Below are 23,008 nucleotides of genomic sequence, written 5' to 3' on the forward strand. Positions count from 1 at the left end.
AGGCGCCTATTGTACTTAAGAGTTTTCGGCGATGCATGAGTCCGGCCGGGATTTGTGAGTATAATAGCCGGTTTCTGATCCACCTTCGTTTAACAGAGACCGTATGAGCGCCGAATCGAAGAAAGCCCATAACTTTATTCAGAGCCTGATCGAAGACGCCATCGCCAAGGGCGAGCACACCGGAAAGGTCGTTACCCGTTTTCCACCGGAGCCAAATGGATATCTGCATATTGGTCACGCCAAGTCCATTTGTCTGAACTTTGGGATTGCGGACACGTTCGACGGCGAATGCAACCTGAGGTTCGACGACACCAACCCCGAGAAAGAGAGCCAGGAATACATTGACTCCATCAAGAAGGATGTTGAATGGCTGGGTTACGAGTGGGCCGGTGATATTCGCTTTGCCTCGGATTACTTTGACGTCCTCTACAACTTCGCGGAGGAACTCATCGAAAAGGACAAGGCCTACGTTTGCGCCCTGACCGCCGATGAGATGGCTGCGTATCGCGGCTCCCTGAAAGAGCCCGGCCGCAACAGCCCGCACCGGGATCGCCCGGTGGAGGAAAGCCTGCAGCTGTTCCGCGACATGCGGGCGGGCAAATACCAGAACGGCGAACTGGTCTTGCGGGCCAAGATCGATATGGCGTCCCCTAACATCAACCTGCGTGATCCGATCCTGTATCGCATCCGTTACGCGGACCATCACCAGACGGGCGACAAGTGGTGTATCTACCCGATGTACGACTTCACCCACCCGATCTCGGATGCCATGGAGGGAATCACCCATTCCCTGTGTACTCTGGAGTTCGAGGACCATCGGCCCTTGTACGATTGGGTTCTGGAAAACGTGTCCGTGCCGTGCCAGCCGCGTCAGATCGAATTTGCGCGCCTGAACCTGAATTACACCATCACCAGCAAGCGCAAACTCAAGCGGCTGGTGGATGAAGGTCATGTGGATGGCTGGAACGATCCCCGGATGCCGACCATTTCCGGAATGCGTCACCGCGGTTACACGCCCGAATCCATCCGCACCTTCTGCGATATGGTGGGCGTGAACAAGGCCGGCGGTACCGTCGATGTGGGCATGCTGGAGTATGCGATTCGCGAAGACCTCAATGTTCGCGCACCCCGGGCTATGTGCGTGATGCGCCCATTGAAGGTGACGCTGACCAATTATCCGGCGGACAAGAGCGAAACGCTGGTGCTTCCGGTTCATCCCCAGAACCCGGAAATGGGTGAGCGGGAAGTGACCTGGAGCCAGACGCTGTACATCGACCGCGAAGATTTCGTCGAGGAAGCGCCGCGCAAGTGGAAGCGCCTGGCTCCGGATCAGGCGGTGCGTCTGCGCGGTGGTTACGTGATGACCTGTCGTGAAATCATCCGTGATGAACGTGGCGACATTGTTGAACTCAAGTGCGAATACGATCCCAACACCCTCGGTGTTAATCCGGAAGGCTACAAGCCCAACGGGGTAATTCACTGGGTATCGGCTACCGACAGTGTCGAGGCAGACATCAATCTGTACGATCGCCTGTTCAACCACGAATCCCCGGACAGCGACAAAGAGGGTAACTTCGTCGATCACCTGAATCCCGAGTCCCTGGTTGTGCTCAAGGGTGCTCGCGTCGAGAAAGGACTGGCAGAGCCGCGCACCGACATCCCTTACCAGTTCGAGCGTGAGGGCTATTTCTTTTGCGACCAGGCGCTCACGGCCAGTTCCGGGCACCCGGTGTTTAACCGCACCGTTACTTTGCGCGATTCCTGGGGTAAGGGGGGCAAGTGATTCGCATCTACAATACGCTCACGCAGCAGAAGGAAGAGTTCCAGCCCATCGAGCCCGGCAAGGTGCGCATGTATGTGTGTGGCATGACGGTCTACGACTACTGCCACCTGGGCCACGCCCGGGTGCTGGTGGCGTTCGACGTGATCACCCGTTATCTGCGCCACCGGGGCTACGATGTGCACTACGTGCGCAATATCACCGATATTGATGACAAGATCCTGCGTCGTGCCGACGAAAATGGCGAGGTTTTTACCGATCTGACTGATCGGATGATCGCAGCCATGCACGAGGACGAGGCCCGGTTGGGCGTGCTCTCGCCCTCCGAAGAACCGAGGGCGACCGCCTACATTGATGAAATCATCGCCATGATCCATAAGCTCGTGGCCAGCGGACACGCCTACGCGGCGGACAACGGTGATGTTTATTTTGCCGTGGATTCGTTTGAGGATTACGGCAAGCTGAGCAAGAAGAAGCTGGAAGATCTGGTCGCCGGCGCCCGTATTGATGTGCGCGAGACCAAGCGCAGCCCGGCGGATTTTGCGCTCTGGAAGGCGGCCGGGGAAGGCGAGGTGAGCTGGCCCTCGCCCTGGGGCGAAGGGCGGCCTGGCTGGCACATTGAGTGCTCCGCCATGTCCACCTGCTGCCTGGGGGATACCTTTGATATCCACGGTGGTGGTCCGGATCTGCTGTTTCCCCACCACGAAAACGAGATCGCACAGTCAGAATGCGCCACCGGTCATGAGTTTGCCCGGGCCTGGATGCACGCCGGCGCCATTCGAGTGAATAAAGAAAAAATGTCCAAATCCCTGGGCAATTTCTTCACCATTCGCGAGATCCTGGAGAGTTATCCGGCCGAAGTGGTTCGCTATTTCCTGGTGTCCAGTCACTACCGGAGTCAGGTGGACTACTCCGAGGAAAACCTTGCTGAGGCAGGGCGGACGCTGACCAAGCTTTACCTGGCGCTGCGTGGCGTGATGCCGGCCAAAGAAAACGAGGTCCCGGAAACTGAGCACGACCGCCGCTTCATTGAAATGATGGATGATGACTTCAACACAGCGGGCGCGATTTCCGTACTCCATGCGGTAGCGAACGATATCAACCAGCACCGTCGTGAAGGGCGGGAGGATGAGGCGAAGGTCAGCGCCGCCGTGCTGGTGCGCCTTGGAGCGATCCTGGGACTGCTTCAGCAGGATCCCGAAGCGTTTTTTCAGGCCGATACTGGCGGTGAACTCAGTGCTGATGACATTGAACAAATGATTCAGGCGCGGAATGACGCCCGTAAGGGGAAGAACTTCGCAGAGGCGGACCGCATTCGCGATGAGCTGGCGGACAACGGCATCATTCTGGATGACTCCCGAGAAGGAACCACCTGGCGTCGGGGCTAGTTGCCCCCGCGCCAGGGCTCGTACAGCTGCATTGAACCTGTGGACATGACCTGGTAGGCATTTTCCCTTACAATGCGGCCCTCAAATTAGAACTGGAAGACCCCCTTGGCAACCAGCGGTGGTCGGAAAACGTAACCCATTGAGGCAGACAACGATGACAGAACGCGTACAAATCGGCGGCATTCAGGTCGCGAAGAATCTGTATGATTTCGTGAATAACGAAGCGATTCCGGGAACCGGTGTCGATGCGGACAAATTCTGGGCCGAGTTCGACAAGATTGTGAACGAACTTGCTCCGCGCAACCGGGAGCTGCTGGCGAAGCGTGACGCGATTCAGGAAAAACTGGACAGCTGGAACCGTGACCACAAAGGCCAGAAGCTCGATATGGCCGAGTACAAGTCGTTCCTGAAAGACATCGGCTATCTGGTGGAAGAGCCGGCCGACTTCAAGATCTCCACCTCCAATGTGGATCCGGAAGTGGGCACTCTGGCCGGTCCGCAGCTGGTTGTGCCTATCATGAACGCCCGTTTCGCGCTGAACGCAGCGAACGCTCGCTGGGGCAGCCTTTACGACGCCTTGTACGGCACTGATGCGATTTCAGAAGAAGGTGGTGCCGACAAGGGTGCCGGTTACAATCCGGTTCGCGGTGCCAAGGTTATTGAGTGGGCGCGCAACCTGCTGGATAGCTCTGCGCCGCTGGCCTCGGGCAGTCATAAAGACGCCGCCAAGTACTCCGTTGATGGTGGCAAGCTGGTTGTTAAGCTGCAGAACGGCGAAACAACTGGTCTGAAGGATGAGTCGGGCTTTGTGGGTTACACCGGTGCTGCGGATGCGCCCACCGGCGTTCTGCTGGTTAAGAACGGCATGCACTTTGAAATTCAGATCGATGCCAGCCATCCAATCGGTAAAGATGACGGAGCCAACGTCAAGGACGTCTTGATGGAGTCCGCGCTGACCACCATCATGGATTGCGAGGATTCCGTTGCTGCAGTTGATGCCGATGATAAGGCGCTGGCCTACCGCAACTGGCTGGGCCTCATGAAGGGCGATCTGCAGGAAACCTTCGAAAAGGGTGGCAAGCAGTTGACCCGGAAGATGAATGCTGACCGCTCCTACACGGGTGCTGACGGTAGCGAGCTGACCCTGAAAGGTCGCAGCCTGATGTTCATCCGTAATGTCGGCCACCTGATGACCAATCCGGCTATCCTGCTGGAAGATGGCGCTGAGGTACCTGAAGGTCTGCTGGACGGCCTGATCACCTCACTGATCGCCATTCACGATCTGAAGGGCGACAGCAAGTTCCAGAACAGCACCAAGGGTTCTGTCTACATCGTTAAGCCCAAACAGCATGGCCCTGAAGAAGTCGCTTTCACCAATGAGTTCTTCGGACGCGTCGAGGACGCTCTGGGTCTGCCGCGCTTTACCCTGAAAGTGGGTATCATGGACGAAGAGCGTCGCACCACGGTTAACCTGAAAGCCTGCATCCATGCCGCCAAGGAACGCGCCGTGTTCATCAACACCGGCTTCCTGGATCGTACCGGCGATGAAATGCATACCTCCATGGAGCTGGGGCCGTTCATTCGCAAGGGAGAAATGAAGCAAGCTGCGTGGATCAATGCCTACGAGCAGTGGAACGTGGATATCGGTCTGGAAACCGGTTTCCGTGGCGTTGCCCAGATTGGTAAAGGTATGTGGGCGATGCCGGATCTGATGGCCGGCATGCTCGAAGCCAAAATTGGCCATCCGAAGTCGGGTGCCAACACCGCGTGGGTTCCGTCCCCGACTGCGGCCACCCTGCATGCCACCCATTACCACCAGGTGAATGTGGCTGACGTGCAGAAAGAGTTTGAAAGCCGCGCGCGCGCAAGTCTCGATGACATCCTGACCGTGCCTGTGATGGAAGACCCGAGCGCCCTGAGTGCCGAAGATATTCAGCAGGAGCTGGACAACAACGCACAGGGTATTCTGGGCTACGTGGTTCGCTGGGTAGACCAGGGCGTGGGCTGTTCCAAGGTGCCGGACATCAACAACGTTGGCCTGATGGAAGACCGCGCGACCCTGCGTATCTCTTCCCAGCTGCTGACCAACTGGCTGTACCACGGTATCTGCTCCGAAGCGCAGATCGAAGAAACCATGAAGCGTATGGCGGCTGTGGTTGATCAGCAGAATGCCGGCGATCCTGCCTACCGCAACATGGCCCCGAACTTCGATGACAGCGTTGCCTTCCAGGCCGCGATGGATCTGGTTCTTAAGGGTCGTGCGCAGCCCAACGGCTACACGGAGCCGCTGCTCCATGCCTACCGCCTGAAGGCGAAGGCCAAGTTCGGCGGTTAAAGTTAAGCCTGTCGCGACACCTGGACAGGGCTGAAAAAAGGCCGGTGGAATTTTCCACCGGCCTTTTTTGTCTGCGTGGCTGGTTGTAGGCCCCGCTTCGGCGCTTAATCGCCAGCTCAGAGAGTATGCTGGGCCTCAGAGAACTTTTCGTACTTGTTCCAGGTGCTCAGCAATCTCTTCCTGTTCGGGATCCAGCATAACCGCTTTTTCCAGCTGTTCGGCAGCGGCCTGGTGCTGTCCATCCAGATGAAGTATCCAGCCGTAGGTGTCCAGAATCGCAGCGCTCTGGGGGGCCAGTTCGACCGCTTTTCCCGCCAGCTCCAGGGCTCGTTTGCGGTCGCGCTCACGTAATAGCCATGCAAGATTGTTCAGGGCGGTAACATTGCCGGCTCGTAGTTCCAGGACTTTTTCGTAGTGGGTCTCCGCCTCGGCCTCGTTGCCGTGCTGCAGAAGGATATCACCCCGCTTCAGATGGGCGGCCGGGCTATCTGGCGCCTTCGAGACCCATTCTTCGGTCCATTCATCGGTTCTGTCTGATCCGGTTGCCTGACCAACACTTACAAGATAAGACAGCGTCGGAATATCCTTGGTTTTGTCGTAATAGGATGACAGTAGCTCGATAGCCTCATCCGGACGTTCACTTCTGAGCAATAAACCGGCCCGTGCGCGTACGGTGATGCTCTGTTCGCCGAATGTGTCCTCTACTTCATCCAGGGTATCCAGCGCATGCTGGTTGCCTTTTTCCAGTTCGGCGATGCGGACCGGGATCAGGGCCAGGTTGAGGTTTTCAGGCTGGAGGGCGAGGGCCTCAGTAATCTTTTGATGGGCTGTCTCGAAGTCCTTTGCCATTAATGCCCGCCTGGTTTCGGCGGCTAACAGGTTGGCGGTTACGTCCCGAATGAACGCATGGCTATCGGGTTGGCTTTCGAGTTGCCTGGCCGCAACGTCCAGATTGCCCTCGCGAATATTAACCTGCGCGGCGAGCCCAGTGGCCAGGGGTTCCAGCTCGCTATGCTGTTGGCCTACCTTCGCCAGCCAGTCCTGCACCTCGGCTGTCGAGTGATCCCGGGCATAGAGACTCGCGGCTTGCATCAACGGCGTGACATCGTCCGGATTCAAGCGGGCAACCTCGATCATGGTTTTCAGCGCTTTCTCGCGTTCGCCGTTATTCAGATAGGTGCTACCCAGGGCTCGTAGCCCCGGTTGCCAGTCTGGATTGTTTTCTACCAAGGCCTCCAGCCGCTCACTGGCTATAGCGTGATTATCGAGGCGCGCGTCCGTCATGCTAGCAAGCAGCACCGCTTGGCGATCGTTGGGATAGCCGTTGAGCAAAGAGTCGCGGATTTCTTCTGCCTCGGGGCGGGCTTCAGCTTCTACCAGAGAGTCCAGGTAATAGGCGGTGGTAAGCCAGTCGTCCGGGGCCTTGGTAAAGGCTGTGCGCAGGTGACTCAGGGCCTGGTCCTTTTGGGCGTTCTGGCGAAAGTGCCGGGCCAGAGCAAGGTGCAGGCGGGTATTGGTCGGGTCGATATCGATGGCTTTGTTCAGGCTTTCGACACCTGCTTCCTCCTGGCCGGGCACGTTCAGGGCCAGAATGCCATGCATTGCCAGGAGTTCCGGGGCTTTGGGGCGCGCTTCGATGGATCGCTCCAGGTTTTTCAGGGCCGCTTCGCGTTCCCCTGCGTCTACCTGAGCAATCGTGGCCGCTCTGAGCAGGGGGGCAGAAGCTGTTTCAGGGTCCAGATTCGCTGTCAAAAGTTGCACGCCTTCGTCAAGCTCTCCAGTGCTTGCGCTCAATGCGCCAAGCATCAGTGCGACCTGTTCGTTGTCCGGGCTCGCAGCCAGCAAGTCTCGCAATTTGCCCTTGGCCGTTTCAATTTCCCCTTCTTTGAGGGCAGACATGGCCGCCTCGAATTGTTGTTTTGATTCGGTATCGGTGTTCTCGGCAAGAATGCGATTGTAGATCTGAGCTTCTGTGGTTCGTCCCTGAGCGGTTAAAACCTGCGAGAGAGCTGTCAGGATACTTCTGCGAATGGGGAGCAATAAGTCGGAAGTCGGAACGACAGTTACCGCATCGGTCAGGGTCGCCGCTGCCTGCTCAAGCTCGCCTTGTTGGTATTGGGCGATACCTTTCCAGTAGAGGACTTCCGGCGCAGCTTCATTGGATTCAAGCCAGCCGTCGGCAGTACGGGTTGCTTCTGCCGGCTGTTCGAGGCCTAGCTGGGTTTTAAGCTGGCCTTCGATGGCTTCAACGTTGGACGGGTGGCTCTCGGCTATCTGTTCGAACATCGCCAGGGCTTCTGCGAATTCGCCCGACTGGCGGCGCGCTTCGGCGCGAATGAGAGACGCATCGAGTTGTTCGGTTCCTGACGTCGGTGTTTGCTTGGCCAGCGTCTCGGTTGCTGATAAATGCTTTCCCTGCTGCACGTAGGCGCGAGCAAGGATCAGGGCAACCGCCTCTGAATGGTCTTCAAGCCATGGCTCAAGCAGGTCCGCCGCTTCTTTCGCTGCTCCGACATCAAGATACAGGCTTGCAAGTCGGGTGACGTGGTCAACATTGTCCGGCTCTGCCTGGATAGCGTTTCTCACTTCAATAAACGCAGAGCGGTACTGTCCCTGTTTTGCGTAGGTTTCCGCCCGTGTTATGTGAGAGCTGGCATCCGATGTCGTAACCTGGTCTTTACACCCAGTAAGGTGCAGTACAGTCAATAGCAGACTGCCAAACAGGATGATCCTTGGTAGCAAGTTGAAGGACCTGTTTTTTGTTTTCATTTATCCTACTCCTTGGACTGCATCTTCTGAGATTATCTGGCTTTTTGGCCTCTGGTTCTGGGTTTTTGTTGGCATATTGACGCCCGTGTAACTGTTTTCTGTCCGGATGGGTTTCCAAATGAGCGTCCTGCCAGGCGATTGAGCTTGCGTGATCAGCGTTTGCCCAGCGGCTTTACGTTCTCACGGGGTACCTCGGCGTCGCTGCGCTCGGGTGCTTCTTCTGGAAATGCTTTTTCCAGTCTGGAATCAATTCTTTCCAAGGCATCGGCGATGCGTGACAGCGCCTTGGCCATATCGTAGTGAGGCTTTTCGGGGCTCCATAGCGATGTACTGGCGGCTTTTTCCTGGTCTGCAATGAGCACGGGAGGCACTTCTAAGAGATCTTCCTCTCCAAGCAGATCCTTGCGGATACCTTCCAAGTCATGAGGATCTATGAAGGGTCGGTCCTCGGCATAGGCGCACATCATCATGCCATCACAGAGCTTGTTGATGAGGCGTGGGATGCCATGGCTGAGTTTGTGAATCTCGCGCACGGTGTCTTCATCAAACAACTTATTGCCACCGTGCCCGGAGACGAGCAGGCGGTAGTCGATGTACTCGGCAGTCTCTGTCAGCGTTAACCCTTGGAGGTGAAAGAACAGTTTGACTCGCTGGGCAAGCTGGGGAATAGCGGTGACAGCCTGTTTGAGTTCTGGCTGACCAAGCAGAATGACACGCATCGCAGGACCGCCCATGTTATCCATCGCGGTCAGCATGCGGACATCTTCCAGGTTTTCCCGAGTCAGGTTTTGCGCTTCATCAATCGCCAGGACAACCGGGGTGCCCGCAGCAGCCATCCGTTCAAGATATTCGGTAATCTGGAACAGCATGGCCACCTTGCTGTCGTCTTCGACCTTTACGCCAGCCTTTCTCAGAATCAGGCTAAACAGATCCTTGGATTCCAGGTTGGTATAAGAAATGTTGAGGAGTTGGAGATCAGCTTCGAGACTGCGAATGGTTTTCTTTAGCAGCGTGGTCTTTCCGGAACCAATTTCGCCACTGATAACCACAAAGCCCTCCGACGTCCAGATCGCCGAGGACATGTACACATAAGCCCGGGAGTGTTGCCGGCTCATGTAGATGAAGTCATCTTCCGGCGTTATTCGGAAGGGGTGCCTGTGCAGGCCGAAGAATTCCAAGTACATCGTCATTTCCTTCGACGGAGCTTTACGCCTATGAGCTCACGTTGTGGCTGCGCGCCCAACAGGCCCTGCTATTGGTAGCCGGAGCGGTCGGCGGTGACGCCATCTCTTGGTGTCCGTAGGAATCGGGCGCAACATTGACCTTCCTGTCCCATGCGATTCCTATGCTTTGAGTCTCACTCACTGTAAAGAGAAACACAATGCTTCTGTATCGAAAATAGTGCAAGTACGTAAAGTAGTGTAATTGGTGTCACAAAAGTATACATTGTGTTTGAGGTTAGTTTGGACCGGGCGCAAGATGTCTGCTATCAGAATAGAAGCGGAAAATACTTTTTTCTCTTTCAGCTCGGTGTTGGCTGAACGCTGGCTTAGTGCTCATTTAGCGCAAAGGCCATGGGGAAGAACATGACGACAAGGATGTTTGGTGTGTCGTGCAGCGGGTTCAAAAGCGAAGGTGTCACCAGTCCTCGCCAGGGGCCAGGCACGCTCACTCCCATCCGTGGCTCCTTGTCCTTGGCAGTTTGCCCGGTGGCTGCTCGCGGCTTTTTGGCTATCGAAGTCGTGCCCGTCTGCAAGTTCGCTGTGTGGACCGCCCCCCTGAAACGCATTCGAACTGGTTTGCTGTTGTGGCTTGCGCGGCGTGAATGGCATCTGCTTGCTTACCAGTCTTACTGTCAGCACCGGCATTCACTGCAAGTCACTGTTCAGGGACGAACCTAGATGGACATTCAATTCATTCTCGATACGCTCCGCGCTGTAAAGCTTGAGTTATACCGGCACAAATTTGTTGTCGCCATAATATTCATGGTTGTGACTGCAAGTGTTCTGGCGCTCGGCTACATAACGCCGAAGACCTATACCTCTCAAGCCGTTCTTTACGCCGATCAATCCAATATTTTGCAGCCGCTGCTTCGTGGCAAGGCCGAAGTTACTCAGATTGATCGGATAAACGAAGCCAGAGAGATGCTTCAAAGCCGTTCGTTTTTGAAACGTGTGTCGATGGATACCGGGCTAATCAATGGCGGAGAAACCGACGCTGCACAAAACAGAAAGATAAGCGACCTGCGTGATCAGGTGCGTATCCGGGTGTCAAACCAGAACTTCCTGGAACTGAGCTACACCAGTGATAGCCCCGACAAATCTTTCGAAGTTCTCAGTGCTGTGCTTGATCGTTTTGTGGAGCGCACGGTGCAAAAGAAGCGGTCGGAAAGCCAGGGCGCATTTCAGTTTATCGATTCTCAGGTTAAATCCTATCAGCGCCAGCTGGAAGCCGCTGAGCAGCGACTAAAAGAGTTCAAAACGGCCAATCAGGACGGTACCGAAAGTAGCGTGCTGTCGCGGATAGAAAAACTTCGTGATGATATTGAAAATCTCAAGCTGGAAATTCAGCAAACAGAATCCGAAGTTCAGCTTACGCGTCGTCAGCTCAACAACGAAGAGCCGGTGCTGCGCATCACAGTGGACCCAGGGAAGTCTGCCGCTGAGCAGCAGTTGGTAATGATGCGTCAGGCATTGGACTCGGCATTACTAAAGTACAGTGAATACCACCCGGATGTGATCAACATCCGGGCCCAGATTGCCGATCTGGAAAAACGAATTTCCACACAAACCGATGAGGATCGGGAGGGCAGCATTGTCGAGGTGCTGGAAAACCCGGTCTACGAAAACCTGAAAATTCAGCTCTCCGACAGCACCACTCAGTTGGCCGTTCAGAAAAACCGCCTGGCTTCGCTTGAGCGTCTTCTTAACGAAGAATACGCGCGCTCAGAACGAGTTGCCGAGAACGAGGCAGAACTGGCAGAACTCACCCGGGACTACGATGTCACCCGTGAAGTTTATGAAGACATGCTGCAAAGGCGGGAAAAGGCCCGGTTATCAATGACCCTGGACGTGCAGGGTGAAGGCGTCAGTTACAAGATCCAGGAGCCGGCTTCTTACCCCACGACCTGGGATGGTCTGCAGCTCTATGAAATTGGCATAGCGGGCCCCTTCCTGGGGAGCGCCGCTGTGCTGGGCTTGCTGGTAATGCTAGTGATGTTTGATCAACGAGTACGCTCGCCCCGGGCGCTGCAACTGGCTGTGCCTGAGTCCATTTCAGTTTTGACAACGATTCCCCATTATCGCAGTACCTGGAAGGACAGTTTGTTCCGCAAGGATGTTCTCTTCACATGGGTCTTTCTCGGTGTATTCATGGCCGGGTACATTGCCGTTCTGCTCTTTAGCGTACTGGGTATGGCTCCTGAACAGTTTATGGAGCAAGTGAGCGCATTCGCCGGATTCGGGGGCAACTGATGGACGACAGCAAACTTTATAATGCGTTATTGAAAAGCCGGGATGAGCGGCGGCAGTCCAGTCACGACCGCGAGCGCCCCGCAGTTGTCAAAGAGGAGCCGCGCAAAGAGCGTCACTATTCTTCGTCTGAGGACGGTAAACCGAATTGGGTGCGGGTCGATAAGGGCGATCAAGAGCGCGCACACCCCCCGGAAATCTATGATCCCTCGGTCTCTCTGGCGCTCATTCGCAACCCGAAGCCCTGGTCACGCGAGCAACTCCGCGAACGGAAAATCATCTATTCTGGTATGCCCGACAAGGAAGTGATGGACGCCTACCGCGAGCTTCGTATTCAGCTCCGTAAGCGGGCCGGGGAAGGCAATTTCACGGTGATGTTCAGTAGCCTGGGCAACGCTCCCGGTGGACTTCTGACAGCCTTTAACCTTGCGACTGCCTTCGCTCTGGATTCTCACACCTCGGCGTTATTTGTTGATTGCGACCCTTATCATCATGAGTTGACGGACCTGGTCTCCGTGCCGATGGATGCAGGCGTAACGGATTTTGTTGCCGATCGATCGCAAGCCATCAAGTCCATCATTTATCCCAGTGGCGTCGAGCGCCTGTCCGTTATACCCGCTGGGACTCAGGCATCTTCGGCGGTTGAGCTGTTTGCGTCAGTGCGCATGCGAGACCTGATCGCTGAATTAAAAGATCGATATCCAGATCGTTGCATTGTGCTAAATGCGCCACCGTTTCGTACTAATGCGGAAGCTCGGATTCTGGAGCGTTTTGCCGATCAGATTGTTTTCGGTGTTCCATTCGGAGAAGTCACCGGACAAGTGATTACTGACTCGGTAGGCGCACTTGGGTCTGACAAATTCTCCGGGCTGGTTTTTCAGGAATAACCCTATGGAAAACAGGTCAGCATATGTGGGAAATGACCATCTTATTCCCAAGCTGTGCGTCAACCATGGTTTTCCCGAACCGGAATTATGGTTGTGGTTCTAGAAGTTCACTGTGAAGAAGCCGATATAGATCAGGGGCTTCTCGCCGACGATTGGCAATCCCTGGAAACGCTTGCTCAGCCGAAGGTTTTTTTGTCGTGGCAGTGGATAGGCACCTGGTTGTCGGTTTATGAGCCGAAGCTCATTGTGCTGAGAGTAAAAAACCGCGGCAAGCTGGTGGGTTTAGGGTTGCTGACGGAGTCCGCGGAGCGCAGACACCGAATACTGCGATCGCGCCGCCTTCGTCTGCACCAGACAGGATGTCCATCAGAGGATCAGATCTGGATTGAATACAACGGGTTTCTGGCTGAAAAAGGCCTGGAGGCCGAGATTGCCAAGGCTGGTATTGACTACCTGAAACGAACACGGACGGGCTGGGATGAGGTCGTGTTTGGAGGGGTAGAAACCGAATACGCGCACAGGCTGACCCGGGCATCTGCTCTGACTCCCCATATTATCTGGGATGTGCCGTGTTATGGGGTTGATTTGCGGGCGTTACGATCCACGGGCCGGAATTACCTCGATACGATGTCACGCAATACCCGTCACCAGATTCGTCGCTCGCTTCGACGGTACGAAATGTTGGGGCCGGTGGTTCTGGAGCGGCCGGCGTCGGTGGACGAGGCAGAATCCGTTTTCGAGTCTATCGCACCGTTGCACCTGTTGCGCTGGGGCAGTGGCCCCGGCGAGAGCGGTTTTGCAAACCCTGAATTCCTGCGCTTTCACAAGGCCTACATCCGGAAGTATTGGCAGCAAGGGGGTGCGGATCTTGTGTCAATGAAGGCCGGAGGCGAGGTGATTGCAGTGTTCTACAACCTCGTTTATCAGAACCGCGTTTATTTCTATCTGGCAGGTATTCGGGCGGAGCAAGATAACAAGTTAAAGCCAGGATTGCTCGGCCATAGCCTGTGCATAGAGGATTACGCCGATCGGGGCGCAGATTTTTACGATTTCATGGGTGGTCAGGATCGCTACAAAGTCCAGCTGGCTGAGCCACATCAACAATTGGTTCAGCTGGAATTACAAAGAAACCGCGTGAAATTCAGGGTAGAGCGTGCAGTACGGACCATTAAAAACGGATGGTGTCGAACGTGAAGATTATCATTCTGTCGCACCGGGTCCCATTCCCCCCCAACAAGGGTGAAAAGATCCGGACGTTTCATCAGATTCAGTATCTTGCCTCTCGCGGGCACAACGTGGTTGTGCTCTCGCCCTACGAGTGTGCGGAGGAACTGGAGCACGCCGCAGCCTTGGAAAAAAAACTGCCAATAGAAGTTCAAATGTTTCCTCTTGAAAGCAAATGGTTTCGGCTGGCTCGAGGATTCACTACGAATCAGGCACTGACTGCTTCGTGCTTTTACAGCAGGAAATTGCAAGAAGCATTTGATGAACTGATCGGTTCGGGAAGCTTTGATGCGGTGCTCTGCACGGGCTCTGCGATGGCTCCCTACGTATTCCGTAATCCGGAGCTACAGCAATCTGGTCCGCAATCCCGCCCCCGGTTGCTTATGGACTTCATGGATCTGGATTCAGATAAATGGAAGCAGTACCAGGCGAGTTCGGCCCCGCCAATGAGTGTTATATATGGACGAGAAGCAAAACTGGTCAGCGAAATCGAAAAGCAAAGCTACGAGGTGTTTGACGAGTGCTTTTTTGTCTCGGCCAACGAAATCGATCTGTTTTCTGCACAGCTGCCCGAGAGCAGCAGGTTGAGGGTGTTGGGAAACGGCATAGATACCGATCTCTTCTTCCCGCGCCGCCGTGCCGACCGGCCCAACAAACCGGTATTCCTGTTTACTGGCGTAATGAACTACAAACCAAATGAAGACGCCGTCCAATGGTTCGTCGATTCCATTTGGGACGACATAAAAGCGGAATGGCCGGACGCCCAATTTGTGGTTGCGGGCATGGATCCATCGCCCAAAATTAAGGAGTTAGGCAAGAAGCCGGGCATTGTCGTAACCGGCTTCGTCGAGGATATCGTGCCCTATTACCAGCAAGCCGATGTGTTCGTGTCTCCGTTCCGGTTTGCCCGGGGGGTACAAAACAAAATTTTGCAGGCTCTTGCCTGTGGCTTGCCGGTTATTACGACCCAGCTTGGGCTTGAAGGCATCAATGCGAAGCCCGGCGAGGAAGTTCTTGTCGCTAACACCGATGAAGAGTTTTCCGAGGCGATTCGACTGTTACTGCAGGATGAGGAATTGTCAAAACGCTTTTCCGAGCGGAGCCCGAAGTATATCGAGCGTAATCACAGCTGGGAGCGGATTCTTGCGGATCTGGCTGCCGCCCTGGAGACAAGGGATTTCGTTTGACCGATCTCAGGGAAGTTACGAAGAGGGCAGTAACGTGGCTCTCGCAGCTTTTCGTTAGCCCGCTTCTATTGCTTTTCTGGGCGTTAAAACCGTTTAGTCGTGAGGACCATTTGTTTTCAGGGTTTTCGCAACTTTTTTCCCTAATACCGGGCCTATCCGGCAGTTATCTGAGGGTGGCGTTCTACCGGTGCATCATGAAGCACTGCGCGACGGACAGCGTTATTGGTTTTGGTAGCGTTTTTTCCCATCGCGGTACGGAAATATATAGCGGCGTTTACATTGGCCCTCAGTGCAACATCGGTTTGTCGACCATCGAAACTAACTGTCTCATCGGCAGCGGTGTGCACGTTCTGAGTGGGAAAGGGCAGCATCGGTTTGATGATCTCCAAACACCGCTGCGATTGCAGGGGGGCGAGTATCAGCAGATATCGCTGGGGGAAAATTCCTGGGTAGGCAACGGGGCGATCATCATGGCGAGCATAGGCAGGGACAGTATCATCGGTGCCGGCGCGGTTGTGACGAATGAAATTCCGGCTGGTTCAATCGTGGTAGGTAATCCTGGTGTTGTCGTGCGGTCGCGATACGCCGGAGAACCGACGAGTTCAGAGACATGATAAGCGGCTTTTCGTTTATGACAAAGCGCACAGATAAATCGGACGACAGAAAGCCCTGAACGACGTGCGTTCCTCTTGTTTCACGTTGAAAACCGGTGAAGACAGAGGCGCTCGAGTGGTCGGTGAGGTTCAGTATGGATGCTGTTGATTTTGTAATACCACACATGGGCAGGCCGGAGATGCTGGTAGCGACGCTTGACTCCATATTCGCGCAAAACTGCCCCGAGCGAATTGCCACGATTACCGTGGTAACAAAGAACGAGAGCCGGCTGCCCGTTTCGCGACACGAAAAGCTCACCATTATTCAGGTGCCCGGCGCCGCAACGATTTCCGAACAACGGAATATTGGGGTCGCGGCCGGGCGCGCGCCGCTGATCGCATTTCTCGACGCCGATATACGGTTGGCCGGAGACTGGCTGGAAACCTGCACAGCCTTGCTGGCGGAGAAGTCAGGGCGAGTTTTGGTCAGCGCGATGCAGAAGTCGTCCGACAATGCCGGGCGGGTAGAGCGACTCAGGACGGCGCTCAGTAACGTAAGCCTCGATAAACCGGTTCAATTTCTCCCGGGCCGGAATCTGCTGGTAACACGCTCAGCCCACGACAAAGTGGGAGGTTTCCCCGAGCACCTGCAAACCTGCGAAGACTATGTCTACACGGAAAAACTCTCCCGGTTAGGGGAGCTCTATTACACCTCCCAAACCTACTATGTGCACCTGGGCGAAGACAGGACGCTCAGGCAAACGTTTACCAAGGAAATCTGGCGCTCGGAGTCTAATCTCTCTTCCATCTCTGGCCGCACCTTGCCACTGCGGGAATGGCCCAGCATCCTGCTGCCTGTGTGGATGCTTCTGGGGCTTGTCGTGACTGTATTGGGCTTCTATTCACAGACAGCCTTCCTGATTGGCCTCATTATGCTGTTGTTGCCCATACTTCTTTATGGCGGGAGGCTGTATGTTCAACAGTCCAACCATGAGCCACTGCATTTTCTCGTGCTGTTTTATTCGGTGTACTTTGTGGCTCGTGCTGCAGGCACCGTAAAGGGAGCGAGGCTTTTGTTGAGAAGGAATCTCACGGAATGAGTATCAGAGTGCTGCAGTTTATCTGTCCTACCGGCTACTACGGTGCCGAAAGATGGATCAATGCGCTGATATCTGCAAACACCGATTCTGATGTGGAATATCACATCGCCATCACTGAAGAGCCCGGCTCTTCCGACGAAATACTTAGACGATCCAAACTGCCCGAAAGTCGGCAGCACCGTTTGCCAATGGGTTCAAAATTTGACCTCCGGGCGATCGTCGCTCTTGCCAGACTGCTAAAGCAACATCAGATTGATGCGCTCCACAGCCATGGCTACAAATCCGATATTCTGGGCATTGCTGCGGCAAAGCTTGCAGGTGTCCGCTCGGTCTGCACCCCACACGGTTTCGAAAATGCCGACGATACACGCCTGAGAGCGTACATGTGGCTCGGTGGCAAGGCTTTTCGCTGGTTTGACCGGGTATGCCCACTGTCTGAAGGAATTGAGAGGACGGTAGTCGACGGCTACCGGGTTAACCATCGCAAAGTGCGGATGATCAATAATGGCGTGGATCTCACGGAGGTTGAAAGGGCCATATCGGAGCCCAAAACCCGCGACGCATCGGATTTTACCATCGGTTATATCGGCCAGTTAATCAGCCGAAAGAACCTTGCCGCCACCATTGACGCGTTCGAGCGTTTTCAGCACCAATATGCCAGCGCCCGGCTGGTCATTATCGGCGATGGTGAGGAAAGAGCACCGCTGCAGAGCCGGGTTGAACGGCGGGGCCTTTCCGGTTCGGTGGAGTTCCTCGGGTTTCGCGACGACCGGCTTGCATTTCTTCCCACCTTTGATGCCTTCGCGTTGACTTCTTCGCTTGAAGGCATTCCAAGATGCTTAATGGAAGCCATGGCGGCGGGGGTTTGCGTGACCGCGTTCGACATCCCGGGGGTGGACGCGCTGGTGAAACCGGGCCAGACGGGGGTGTTGGTTCCTTTTGGTGATAGCGAGGCCTTGGCGCAGGCATGGTCGGATCTTTTGCAGAGCAGGGAGTTGAGAACGGGCCTGGCTGAAGCAGGCCAGTCCTGGGTTTACCGTAAATTCTCTGCCGAGGCGATGGCGGAAGAATACGCAGCACTTTTTCACGAACTAACAAGAAGAACCGTGGCCCAAGATGCGTGAGATCAAGTTCGTACTCAGCGTTGACACTGAAGAGGAATGGGACTGGGAAGGCCCCTTTCCAAACCGCTCTGTCTCTGTGGAAAACGTCAATCACCTGCCGGCTTTCCAGCAGCAAATGAAAGGCCTGGGCCTGCGCACGACCTATTTCCTCGATTACGCCGTTCTTGAAAATCCGGTTTCGAGGGGGATTCTGACCGACCTTTACCAGGCTGAACCAGCAATCGAATACGGTGCCCACCTGCATCCCTGGGTTACGCCGCCTGTTGTGCCGGCCGGATCTGAGGCCAATTCACACATCGTGAACTTGCCGATCGGCACGGTGGCTGCGCAACTCCGAACTCTGACCCAAGCGATTGAAGACGTAACAGCCCAAAAACCAACGTCGTTCCGCTCAGGGCGATGGGGCATCACTGATGAAATACTGCGAGCTCTTTCTGATCAGGGCTATCTGGTTGATTCCAGTATTTACCCGTTCTATGAAACGGAATGGTTCAGCTGTACCGATTACGACAGTTGGCCATTGGCCATGTCGCACCTTGGAACCTCACCAGAGTTGATCGAACTCCCTGTGTCTGCGGGCTTCAATCACAGGCCGTTTTCCAGGGCACAGCGCCTGCACCAGAAGCTCGAGCATCCGTCCTGGGCACGCTTCCGGGTAATTGGTGCGTTGTGGGCGCTCAGAATGCACAGAAAGATCTATCTCAGCCCGGAGCTATCATCGTCCAGAGACATGATCGCCTTGTGCAAGCAGATTCTGCAGATGGACTGCCCTGTGATTCATATGTACCTGCACAGTTCCAGTTTGCTGCCGGGTTCAACGCGGTATGTGAGATCGGAGAGTGACAAGGCCCGGCTTATGAGACGAATTGACAAGGTCGTGAGTTTTCTCCGTACGCAATGCAATTTGAACGCGGAGACGATTACTTCTGCTGCCGTCGCGCTCCGGAATCAGGGGGTAATAAAAGACCATGCCAAACCGCTGTGCTCCGAGCGTGAATCCAGCCGATTAAAGGGACCATCAGCGTGTGCGGAATAGCTGGTTTTACAACCAATAACCCGTCCGAAGCCGAACTCGACATGGTCAAGTCGATGGTTAGCGCCATGCATCATCGCGGTCCCGACGCTCAAGGCGCGTTGCTGCTGCACGGCGCCGTAATGGGCCATGCACGGTTGAGCATCATTGACCTCTCAGAAGCCGGTAATCAGCCTTTCGTATCGGAGGATGGGCGCTATGCCCTGGTGTTCAACGGTGAAATCTACAATTTCCAAATCTTGCGCAAGCAGATGGAAGAGCAGGGTATCCGTTTCCGAACACAAACCGACACCGAAGTGGTGTTGGCACTGCTGATCCATGAGGGTGTGAACGCAATCGAAAAACTTAATGGCATGTTTGCCATCGCGTTCTGGGATAACGAGGCCGGCACCCTGGATCTCATCCGGGACAGAATTGGCAAGAAGCCCCTGTATTACACCGAGCAGGACGGACAACTGATCTTTGCTTCAGAACTGAAGGCGATTCTGGAATGCCCTAATGTACCCCGGGAGATCCGGCCGGACGCCGTTTACGATTTCTTTGCCTACCAGTACGTGCCGGACCCGAAAACCATCTTCAAGGATGTCTTTAAACTGGAGCCTGGAAGCCATTTACACCGCACCAGGGCTGGTCTGATCAAAACGAGGCGTTACTGGTCACCGGAGATAGGTGAGCCCGAGCCAATAAGCATGGAAAACGCCAAGGCCCAGTTACTGGAATTGATTGAAGACGCCACGAAGCAACGCATGATCAGCGACGTTCCCCTCGGCGCGTTTTTGAGTGGTGGAGTGGACTCCAGTGGCGTTGTAGCCATGATGGCCAAAGGTGGCCAAACCGTTACCACCTGTTCCATAGGCTTCAAAGAAAAAGACTTTAATGAGACTGAATTCGCTCAGGCGGTGGCGGATCAATACCTCACTGATCACCGTGTCCACACGGTGAGAGATGGCGTGGCCGAGCGCTTGCTGGACATTTGCCGTTTTCTGGATGAGCCCTTTGCGGATTCCAGCCTGGTGCCCACGTTCCTCGTGTCTGAGCTCGCCCGACAGGACGTAACTGTTGCCTTAACCGGAGACGGTGGAGACGAAATCTTCGCCGGATATCAAAAGTACGCTACGGACTGGCGGGAGAACCAGCTTCGCAACAAATTCCCTTCCGCGTTCCGAACAGTCATGGGCCAGCTTGCACCCGCGTTACGCAGGGTTCCCAACAAACATCTCCGCCGGGCTGGCTCATTGATGCACAGCCTCAGCTTGGACCCGGCCAAAGCGTTTTATGTCACCAATACATCACTGGATGACCACATCTGGCAACTGTTGCTGAACGATGATTTTCGCCAAACGCTAGGGGATTACCACCCAAGCCAACTGACGGAACGTGCCTATCACCAGTGCGACTCGAAGGACCACTTGTCCCGCCTGTTATATACAGATATGCACACTTATTTGCCGGGCGACATTCTGGTAAAGGCGGACCGCATGAGTATGGCGAACTCCCTGGAACTCCGGTCGCCATTGCTGGACTACCGAATAATTGAATTCGCTAACCGACTTCCATCCCACCTCAAGTTCGACAAGGGTGAAAAGAAAATTGTGTTGCGTGAAGCGCTCAGTCCTTTATTACCCAAGGAAATATTGAATAGAAAGAAAATGGGGTTTTCTACTCCGCTGGCGCAATGGCTTCGCGGCGAGCTTAAAGATATCGCCGAGATATATATTTTCAAAAATGGTCACGGTTTGGCCCAGTTATTTCGTAAGGAGTCTGTGAAGTATGTATGGGATCAGCACCAGAGCGGAGTGTTCGACCACGCTGCAATCCTATGGGGAATGCTAATTTATGAGATATGGTGGAAGCGAGTAGTCGCTTTGGAATATTAAATTCTGACTCTTGAGAAAAAATTTACGCACTTAAATTAAGGGTTAAGTAATATGAAGTTGACCGCCCTAGTTTATATTTTAATAGCTGTTGCTGCATTAAGTTTGCCTCTCGCCCCGTGGGTTTCAGCTTTTATATATTTTTTGAATAGTATTGTCCAGCCTCAATATGTTTACCCGTGGACATTTCCCGAAATTCCAGTGTTTAAAATTACGGCCGCATTATCAATTATTGGGCTCGGAATAAGCATCATTAGTGGGAAGGCTAACTTCAGTTTATATAAGTCAAAGCAAAGCTTGGCAATACTGGGGATTTTAATATTAATGCACATTTCTCATCAACTGACGCCTTTTCCAGATGAGTGGGCTTCAGTACCACCGACGGTCGTGTTAGATACGATAAATGTAATAGTAATAATGTACTTTGTAGCATTGCCGATGTTTAATTCTAATAAATCAATATTGTTCTTGTGTTTTGGGTTTATGTTTTCTGGTGTTTTTTATATTTTATGGGCAAATTCTGCATATTTTGGTCAGGACTGGTACCTTTTCAGAAATGGTAGGCTGGAGGGGCCAGTTGACGGGCCCTATCGCGACGGGAATATCTTATCAGTGTTGCTCGTCATGAGTATGCCTTTTTTTATATTTTTTGCACTATATAAAGACAATAAGTGGGTGACCATTGGAGTGGTGGTCATCATAATATTTCTTTGGCATGCCTTAGTTTTGTTTAGTTCGAGAGGTGCATTTCTTGCGACTGCTGTTTGCTTACTCTCGATTTCGTACTTAATCAAGTCAAAAATATTCAGTGCGATGATTTTTGTTTCATTTCTAATCTTTGTTGTTGTTCAGGGCGCAACCCTAATTGAGCGGACTAGTGAAACGGTTGATAGCGCAGCGGTCGAACACGAGCCCATAGATCCGCGGATATTGTCATGGAAGGTTGGTCTTAAGATAATTTCACTTCATCCGTTTATTGGGGTTGGAGTTCAAAAATTCGAAGCTGCCTCTAATGCTTATTTCTCGGGAGAAACCTCGCACGTCGCGCACAATACGTTTCTTAATTTTTCAGTTAATTCAGGTTTGTTGTCGGGTTTTTTGTTTTTGCTCTTAGTGTATTGGGTTATTAAAAGAGTTTGGTCGGTTGGCCGAAAAGAGATTCATTTCAGAGATCCAGCCTATTACGCCTTGCTGTCGTCATCTATAGCAATTCTTGGCTGTTTCGTCTGCTCTATCTTTTTGGATTTGATAATTTTTGAGCCGCTATATTTGGCATTTTTAATTAATTTAGTTTCTTGGGATCGTATTAAAAAAAATTGAATTCATGGCAAGGGGTAATTTTATTAAAGACTTAATCGCAGATTTTATGGCTTCGGGTTTTAAGGGTTGACACTTAAGCGCATGTGAACGGCAGAAAAAAGAAAATAAATAATCATTTTCCTCTTCTGCAATATGAGAAACTATTGAGTAAGAGTTGTATTTAGCTACACGTTTTAAGTGGGTAAAGTGACTGCCAGGGCCTTCTTGGCCAAATATTTTTTCAATAACTTTTATATGGTTAACTATATTTTTTCTGGCATTTCGAGAGATTGACGAAGAGTGAACTCGATATTTTACCAAGGGTTCAGAGATGTGTTTAACTGCGCATATAGCCGACACTCTACACCAAAAATCCCAATCTTGAATGCTACGTAAGGATTCATCAAAGCCGCCGGCTTCTAGGAAAAGCTCTTTGGTTAATAAAACGCTAGAAGTTCCAATGAAGTTGCAGGTAATAATTTTATCTAAAATAACTCCGTCATACTTTTTTGTGAAATGGCTATCAGTTAAACCGTCATTAATACCACCATAAAAAATAGCATCGGTGTATGACCACCTAAAGTCTTTCATGTTTTTGAGCTGTGATTCTAGCTTTTCCGGCTCCCATATATCGTCAGAGTCCAAGAAAGCAACAAACTCGCCCTGACTTTCTAAAACCCCCCGATTGCGAGCCGCTGCGGCTCCAGAATTCTTTTGTGTTACAACTCTTACTTTTTCGCCAAAAGCTTCAGCTTTTTTTGCGCTTAGATCCGTGGAGCCATCATCAACGACAATGATCTCAATGTTTCTATGCGATTGATTGAGAGCGCTTAAAATCGATTCACTGATAAATCTCTCGTTGTTGTATACAGGCATTACGACTGAAACTAAGGGAAGGTGTTTCATTGTGACTAACCGAAGGTTGGAGGACGGCTTTTTTATTAT

General features: G+C 53.3%; 16 protein-coding genes. 13 read left to right on the plus strand and 3 right to left on the minus strand.

Annotated elements, in window-relative coordinates; all coding sequences use genetic code 11:
• Positions 1-103: 103 nt before the first annotated feature.
• From LPB19_RS09765 to LPB19_RS09775, 3 genes are all read left to right on the plus strand, one after another.
• A complete protein-coding gene (locus tag LPB19_RS09765) occupies positions 104-1,783 on the plus strand; it encodes a glutamine--tRNA ligase/YqeY domain fusion protein (RefSeq protein WP_206642733.1) in 1,680 nt (559 codons plus the stop codon).
• Positions 1,780-3,168, plus strand: a complete 1,389-nt coding sequence (gene cysS / locus LPB19_RS09770; protein WP_206642734.1) for a cysteine--tRNA ligase — start codon at positions 1,780-1,782, stop codon at positions 3,166-3,168. The genes LPB19_RS09765 and cysS overlap by 4 nt, the downstream gene beginning before the upstream one ends.
• A 154-nt stretch (positions 3,169-3,322) precedes the next feature.
• Entirely contained in the window at positions 3,323-5,503 is a 2,181-nt protein-coding gene (locus tag LPB19_RS09775) for a malate synthase G (RefSeq protein ID WP_206642735.1), read from the plus strand.
• Positions 5,504-5,638: 135 nt separating this feature from the next.
• Here LPB19_RS09775 and LPB19_RS09780 read toward each other — a convergent pair whose 3' ends face one another.
• Complete coding sequence (locus tag LPB19_RS09780) at positions 5,639-8,272, minus strand: tetratricopeptide repeat protein (RefSeq protein WP_206642736.1); 2,634 nt, start codon at positions 8,270-8,272, stop codon at positions 5,639-5,641.
• A gap of 152 nt (positions 8,273-8,424) precedes the next feature.
• Positions 8,425-9,456 (minus strand): ExeA family protein, encoded by a 1,032-nt coding sequence (locus LPB19_RS09785; RefSeq protein WP_206642737.1) that lies wholly within the window; start codon positions 9,454-9,456, stop codon positions 8,425-8,427.
• 717 nt (positions 9,457-10,173) lie between these two features.
• On the opposite strand from LPB19_RS09785, the gene LPB19_RS09790 reads away from it, so the two are divergent.
• The 10 genes from LPB19_RS09790 (at position 10,174) to LPB19_RS09835 (ending at position 22,084) form a co-directional block, all read left to right on the plus strand.
• On the plus strand, positions 10,174-11,745 hold the full coding sequence (locus LPB19_RS09790) for an XrtA system polysaccharide chain length determinant (protein WP_206642738.1): 1,572 nt from the start codon (positions 10,174-10,176) through the stop codon (positions 11,743-11,745).
• On the plus strand, positions 11,745-12,629 hold the full coding sequence (locus LPB19_RS09795) for a P-loop NTPase family protein (RefSeq protein WP_206642739.1): 885 nt from the start codon (positions 11,745-11,747) through the stop codon (positions 12,627-12,629). Before LPB19_RS09790 ends, LPB19_RS09795 begins: the two co-directional genes overlap by 1 nt.
• A gap of 87 nt (positions 12,630-12,716) precedes the next feature.
• A complete protein-coding gene (locus tag LPB19_RS09800; RefSeq protein ID WP_206642740.1) occupies positions 12,717-13,823 on the plus strand; it encodes a GNAT family N-acetyltransferase in 1,107 nt (368 codons plus the stop codon).
• The gene (locus LPB19_RS09805) at positions 13,820-15,040 is read left to right on the plus strand and encodes a TIGR03087 family PEP-CTERM/XrtA system glycosyltransferase (protein ID WP_206642741.1); all 1,221 of its coding nucleotides are present in this window, start codon (positions 13,820-13,822) and stop codon (positions 15,038-15,040) included. Before LPB19_RS09800 ends, LPB19_RS09805 begins: the two co-directional genes overlap by 4 nt.
• On the plus strand, positions 15,037-15,654 hold the full coding sequence (locus tag LPB19_RS09810; RefSeq protein WP_206642742.1) for an acyltransferase: 618 nt from the start codon (positions 15,037-15,039) through the stop codon (positions 15,652-15,654). The genes LPB19_RS09805 and LPB19_RS09810 overlap by 4 nt, the downstream gene beginning before the upstream one ends.
• 179 nt (positions 15,655-15,833) lie before the next feature.
• Positions 15,834-16,733: a glycosyltransferase gene (locus LPB19_RS09815; protein WP_266097039.1), complete on the plus strand. Its 900-nt coding sequence runs from the start codon at positions 15,834-15,836 to the stop codon at positions 16,731-16,733.
• On the plus strand, positions 16,730-17,857 hold the full coding sequence (locus LPB19_RS09820; RefSeq protein WP_206642744.1) for a glycosyltransferase: 1,128 nt from the start codon (positions 16,730-16,732) through the stop codon (positions 17,855-17,857). The genes LPB19_RS09815 and LPB19_RS09820 overlap by 4 nt, the downstream gene beginning before the upstream one ends.
• The gene (locus LPB19_RS09825) at positions 17,850-18,893 is read left to right on the plus strand and encodes a polysaccharide deacetylase family protein (RefSeq protein WP_228289080.1); all 1,044 of its coding nucleotides are present in this window, start codon (positions 17,850-17,852) and stop codon (positions 18,891-18,893) included. Before LPB19_RS09820 ends, LPB19_RS09825 begins: the two co-directional genes overlap by 8 nt.
• Positions 18,881-20,767 carry an asparagine synthase (glutamine-hydrolyzing) gene (gene asnB / locus LPB19_RS09830; protein WP_206642745.1) on the plus strand — a complete coding sequence of 629 codons (1,887 nt, stop codon included), beginning with the start codon at positions 18,881-18,883 and terminating at the stop codon, positions 20,765-20,767. Before LPB19_RS09825 ends, asnB begins: the two co-directional genes overlap by 13 nt.
• 51 nt (positions 20,768-20,818) lie before the next feature.
• On the plus strand, positions 20,819-22,084 hold the full coding sequence (locus LPB19_RS09835; RefSeq protein WP_206642746.1) for an O-antigen ligase family protein: 1,266 nt from the start codon (positions 20,819-20,821) through the stop codon (positions 22,082-22,084).
• Here the strand turns inward: LPB19_RS09835 and LPB19_RS09840 are convergent.
• Entirely contained in the window at positions 22,052-22,969 is a 918-nt protein-coding gene (locus LPB19_RS09840; RefSeq protein WP_206642747.1) for a glycosyltransferase family 2 protein, read from the minus strand. The two genes, LPB19_RS09835 and LPB19_RS09840, sit on opposite strands and share 33 nt — an antisense overlap.
• Positions 22,970-23,008: the final 39 nt, after the last annotated feature.

Source organism: Marinobacter salinisoli (assembly GCF_017301335.1).
GTDB classification, from domain to species: Bacteria; Pseudomonadota; Gammaproteobacteria; order Pseudomonadales; family Oleiphilaceae; genus Marinobacter; species Marinobacter salinisoli.

Bases quoted from the DNA above. Each gene is read 5' to 3' on its own strand.
- LPB19_RS09765 (WP_206642733.1), top strand. From the start codon at position 104: ATGAGCGCCGAATCGAAGAAAGCCCATAACTTTATTCAGAGCCTGATC.
- LPB19_RS09775 (WP_206642735.1), top strand. From the start codon at position 3,323: ATGACAGAACGCGTACAAATCGGCGGCATTCAGGTCGCGAAGAATCTG.
- LPB19_RS09780 (WP_206642736.1), bottom strand. From the start codon at position 8,272: ATGAAAACAAAAAACAGGTCCTTCAACTTGCTACCAAGGATCATCCTG.
- LPB19_RS09785 (WP_206642737.1), bottom strand. From the start codon at position 9,456: ATGTACTTGGAATTCTTCGGCCTGCACAGGCACCCCTTCCGAATAACG.
- LPB19_RS09790 (WP_206642738.1), top strand. From the start codon at position 10,174: ATGGACATTCAATTCATTCTCGATACGCTCCGCGCTGTAAAGCTTGAG.
- LPB19_RS09795 (WP_206642739.1), top strand. From the start codon at position 11,745: ATGGACGACAGCAAACTTTATAATGCGTTATTGAAAAGCCGGGATGAG.
- LPB19_RS09800 (WP_206642740.1), top strand. From the start codon at position 12,717: ATGGTTGTGGTTCTAGAAGTTCACTGTGAAGAAGCCGATATAGATCAG.
- LPB19_RS09815 (WP_266097039.1), top strand. From the start codon at position 15,834: ATGCTGGTAGCGACGCTTGACTCCATATTCGCGCAAAACTGCCCCGAG.
- LPB19_RS09820 (WP_206642744.1), top strand. From the start codon at position 16,730: ATGAGTATCAGAGTGCTGCAGTTTATCTGTCCTACCGGCTACTACGGT.
- LPB19_RS09825 (WP_228289080.1), top strand. From the start codon at position 17,850: ATGCGTGAGATCAAGTTCGTACTCAGCGTTGACACTGAAGAGGAATGG.
- LPB19_RS09835 (WP_206642746.1), top strand. From the start codon at position 20,819: ATGAAGTTGACCGCCCTAGTTTATATTTTAATAGCTGTTGCTGCATTA.
- LPB19_RS09840 (WP_206642747.1), bottom strand. From the start codon at position 22,969: ATGAAACACCTTCCCTTAGTTTCAGTCGTAATGCCTGTATACAACAAC.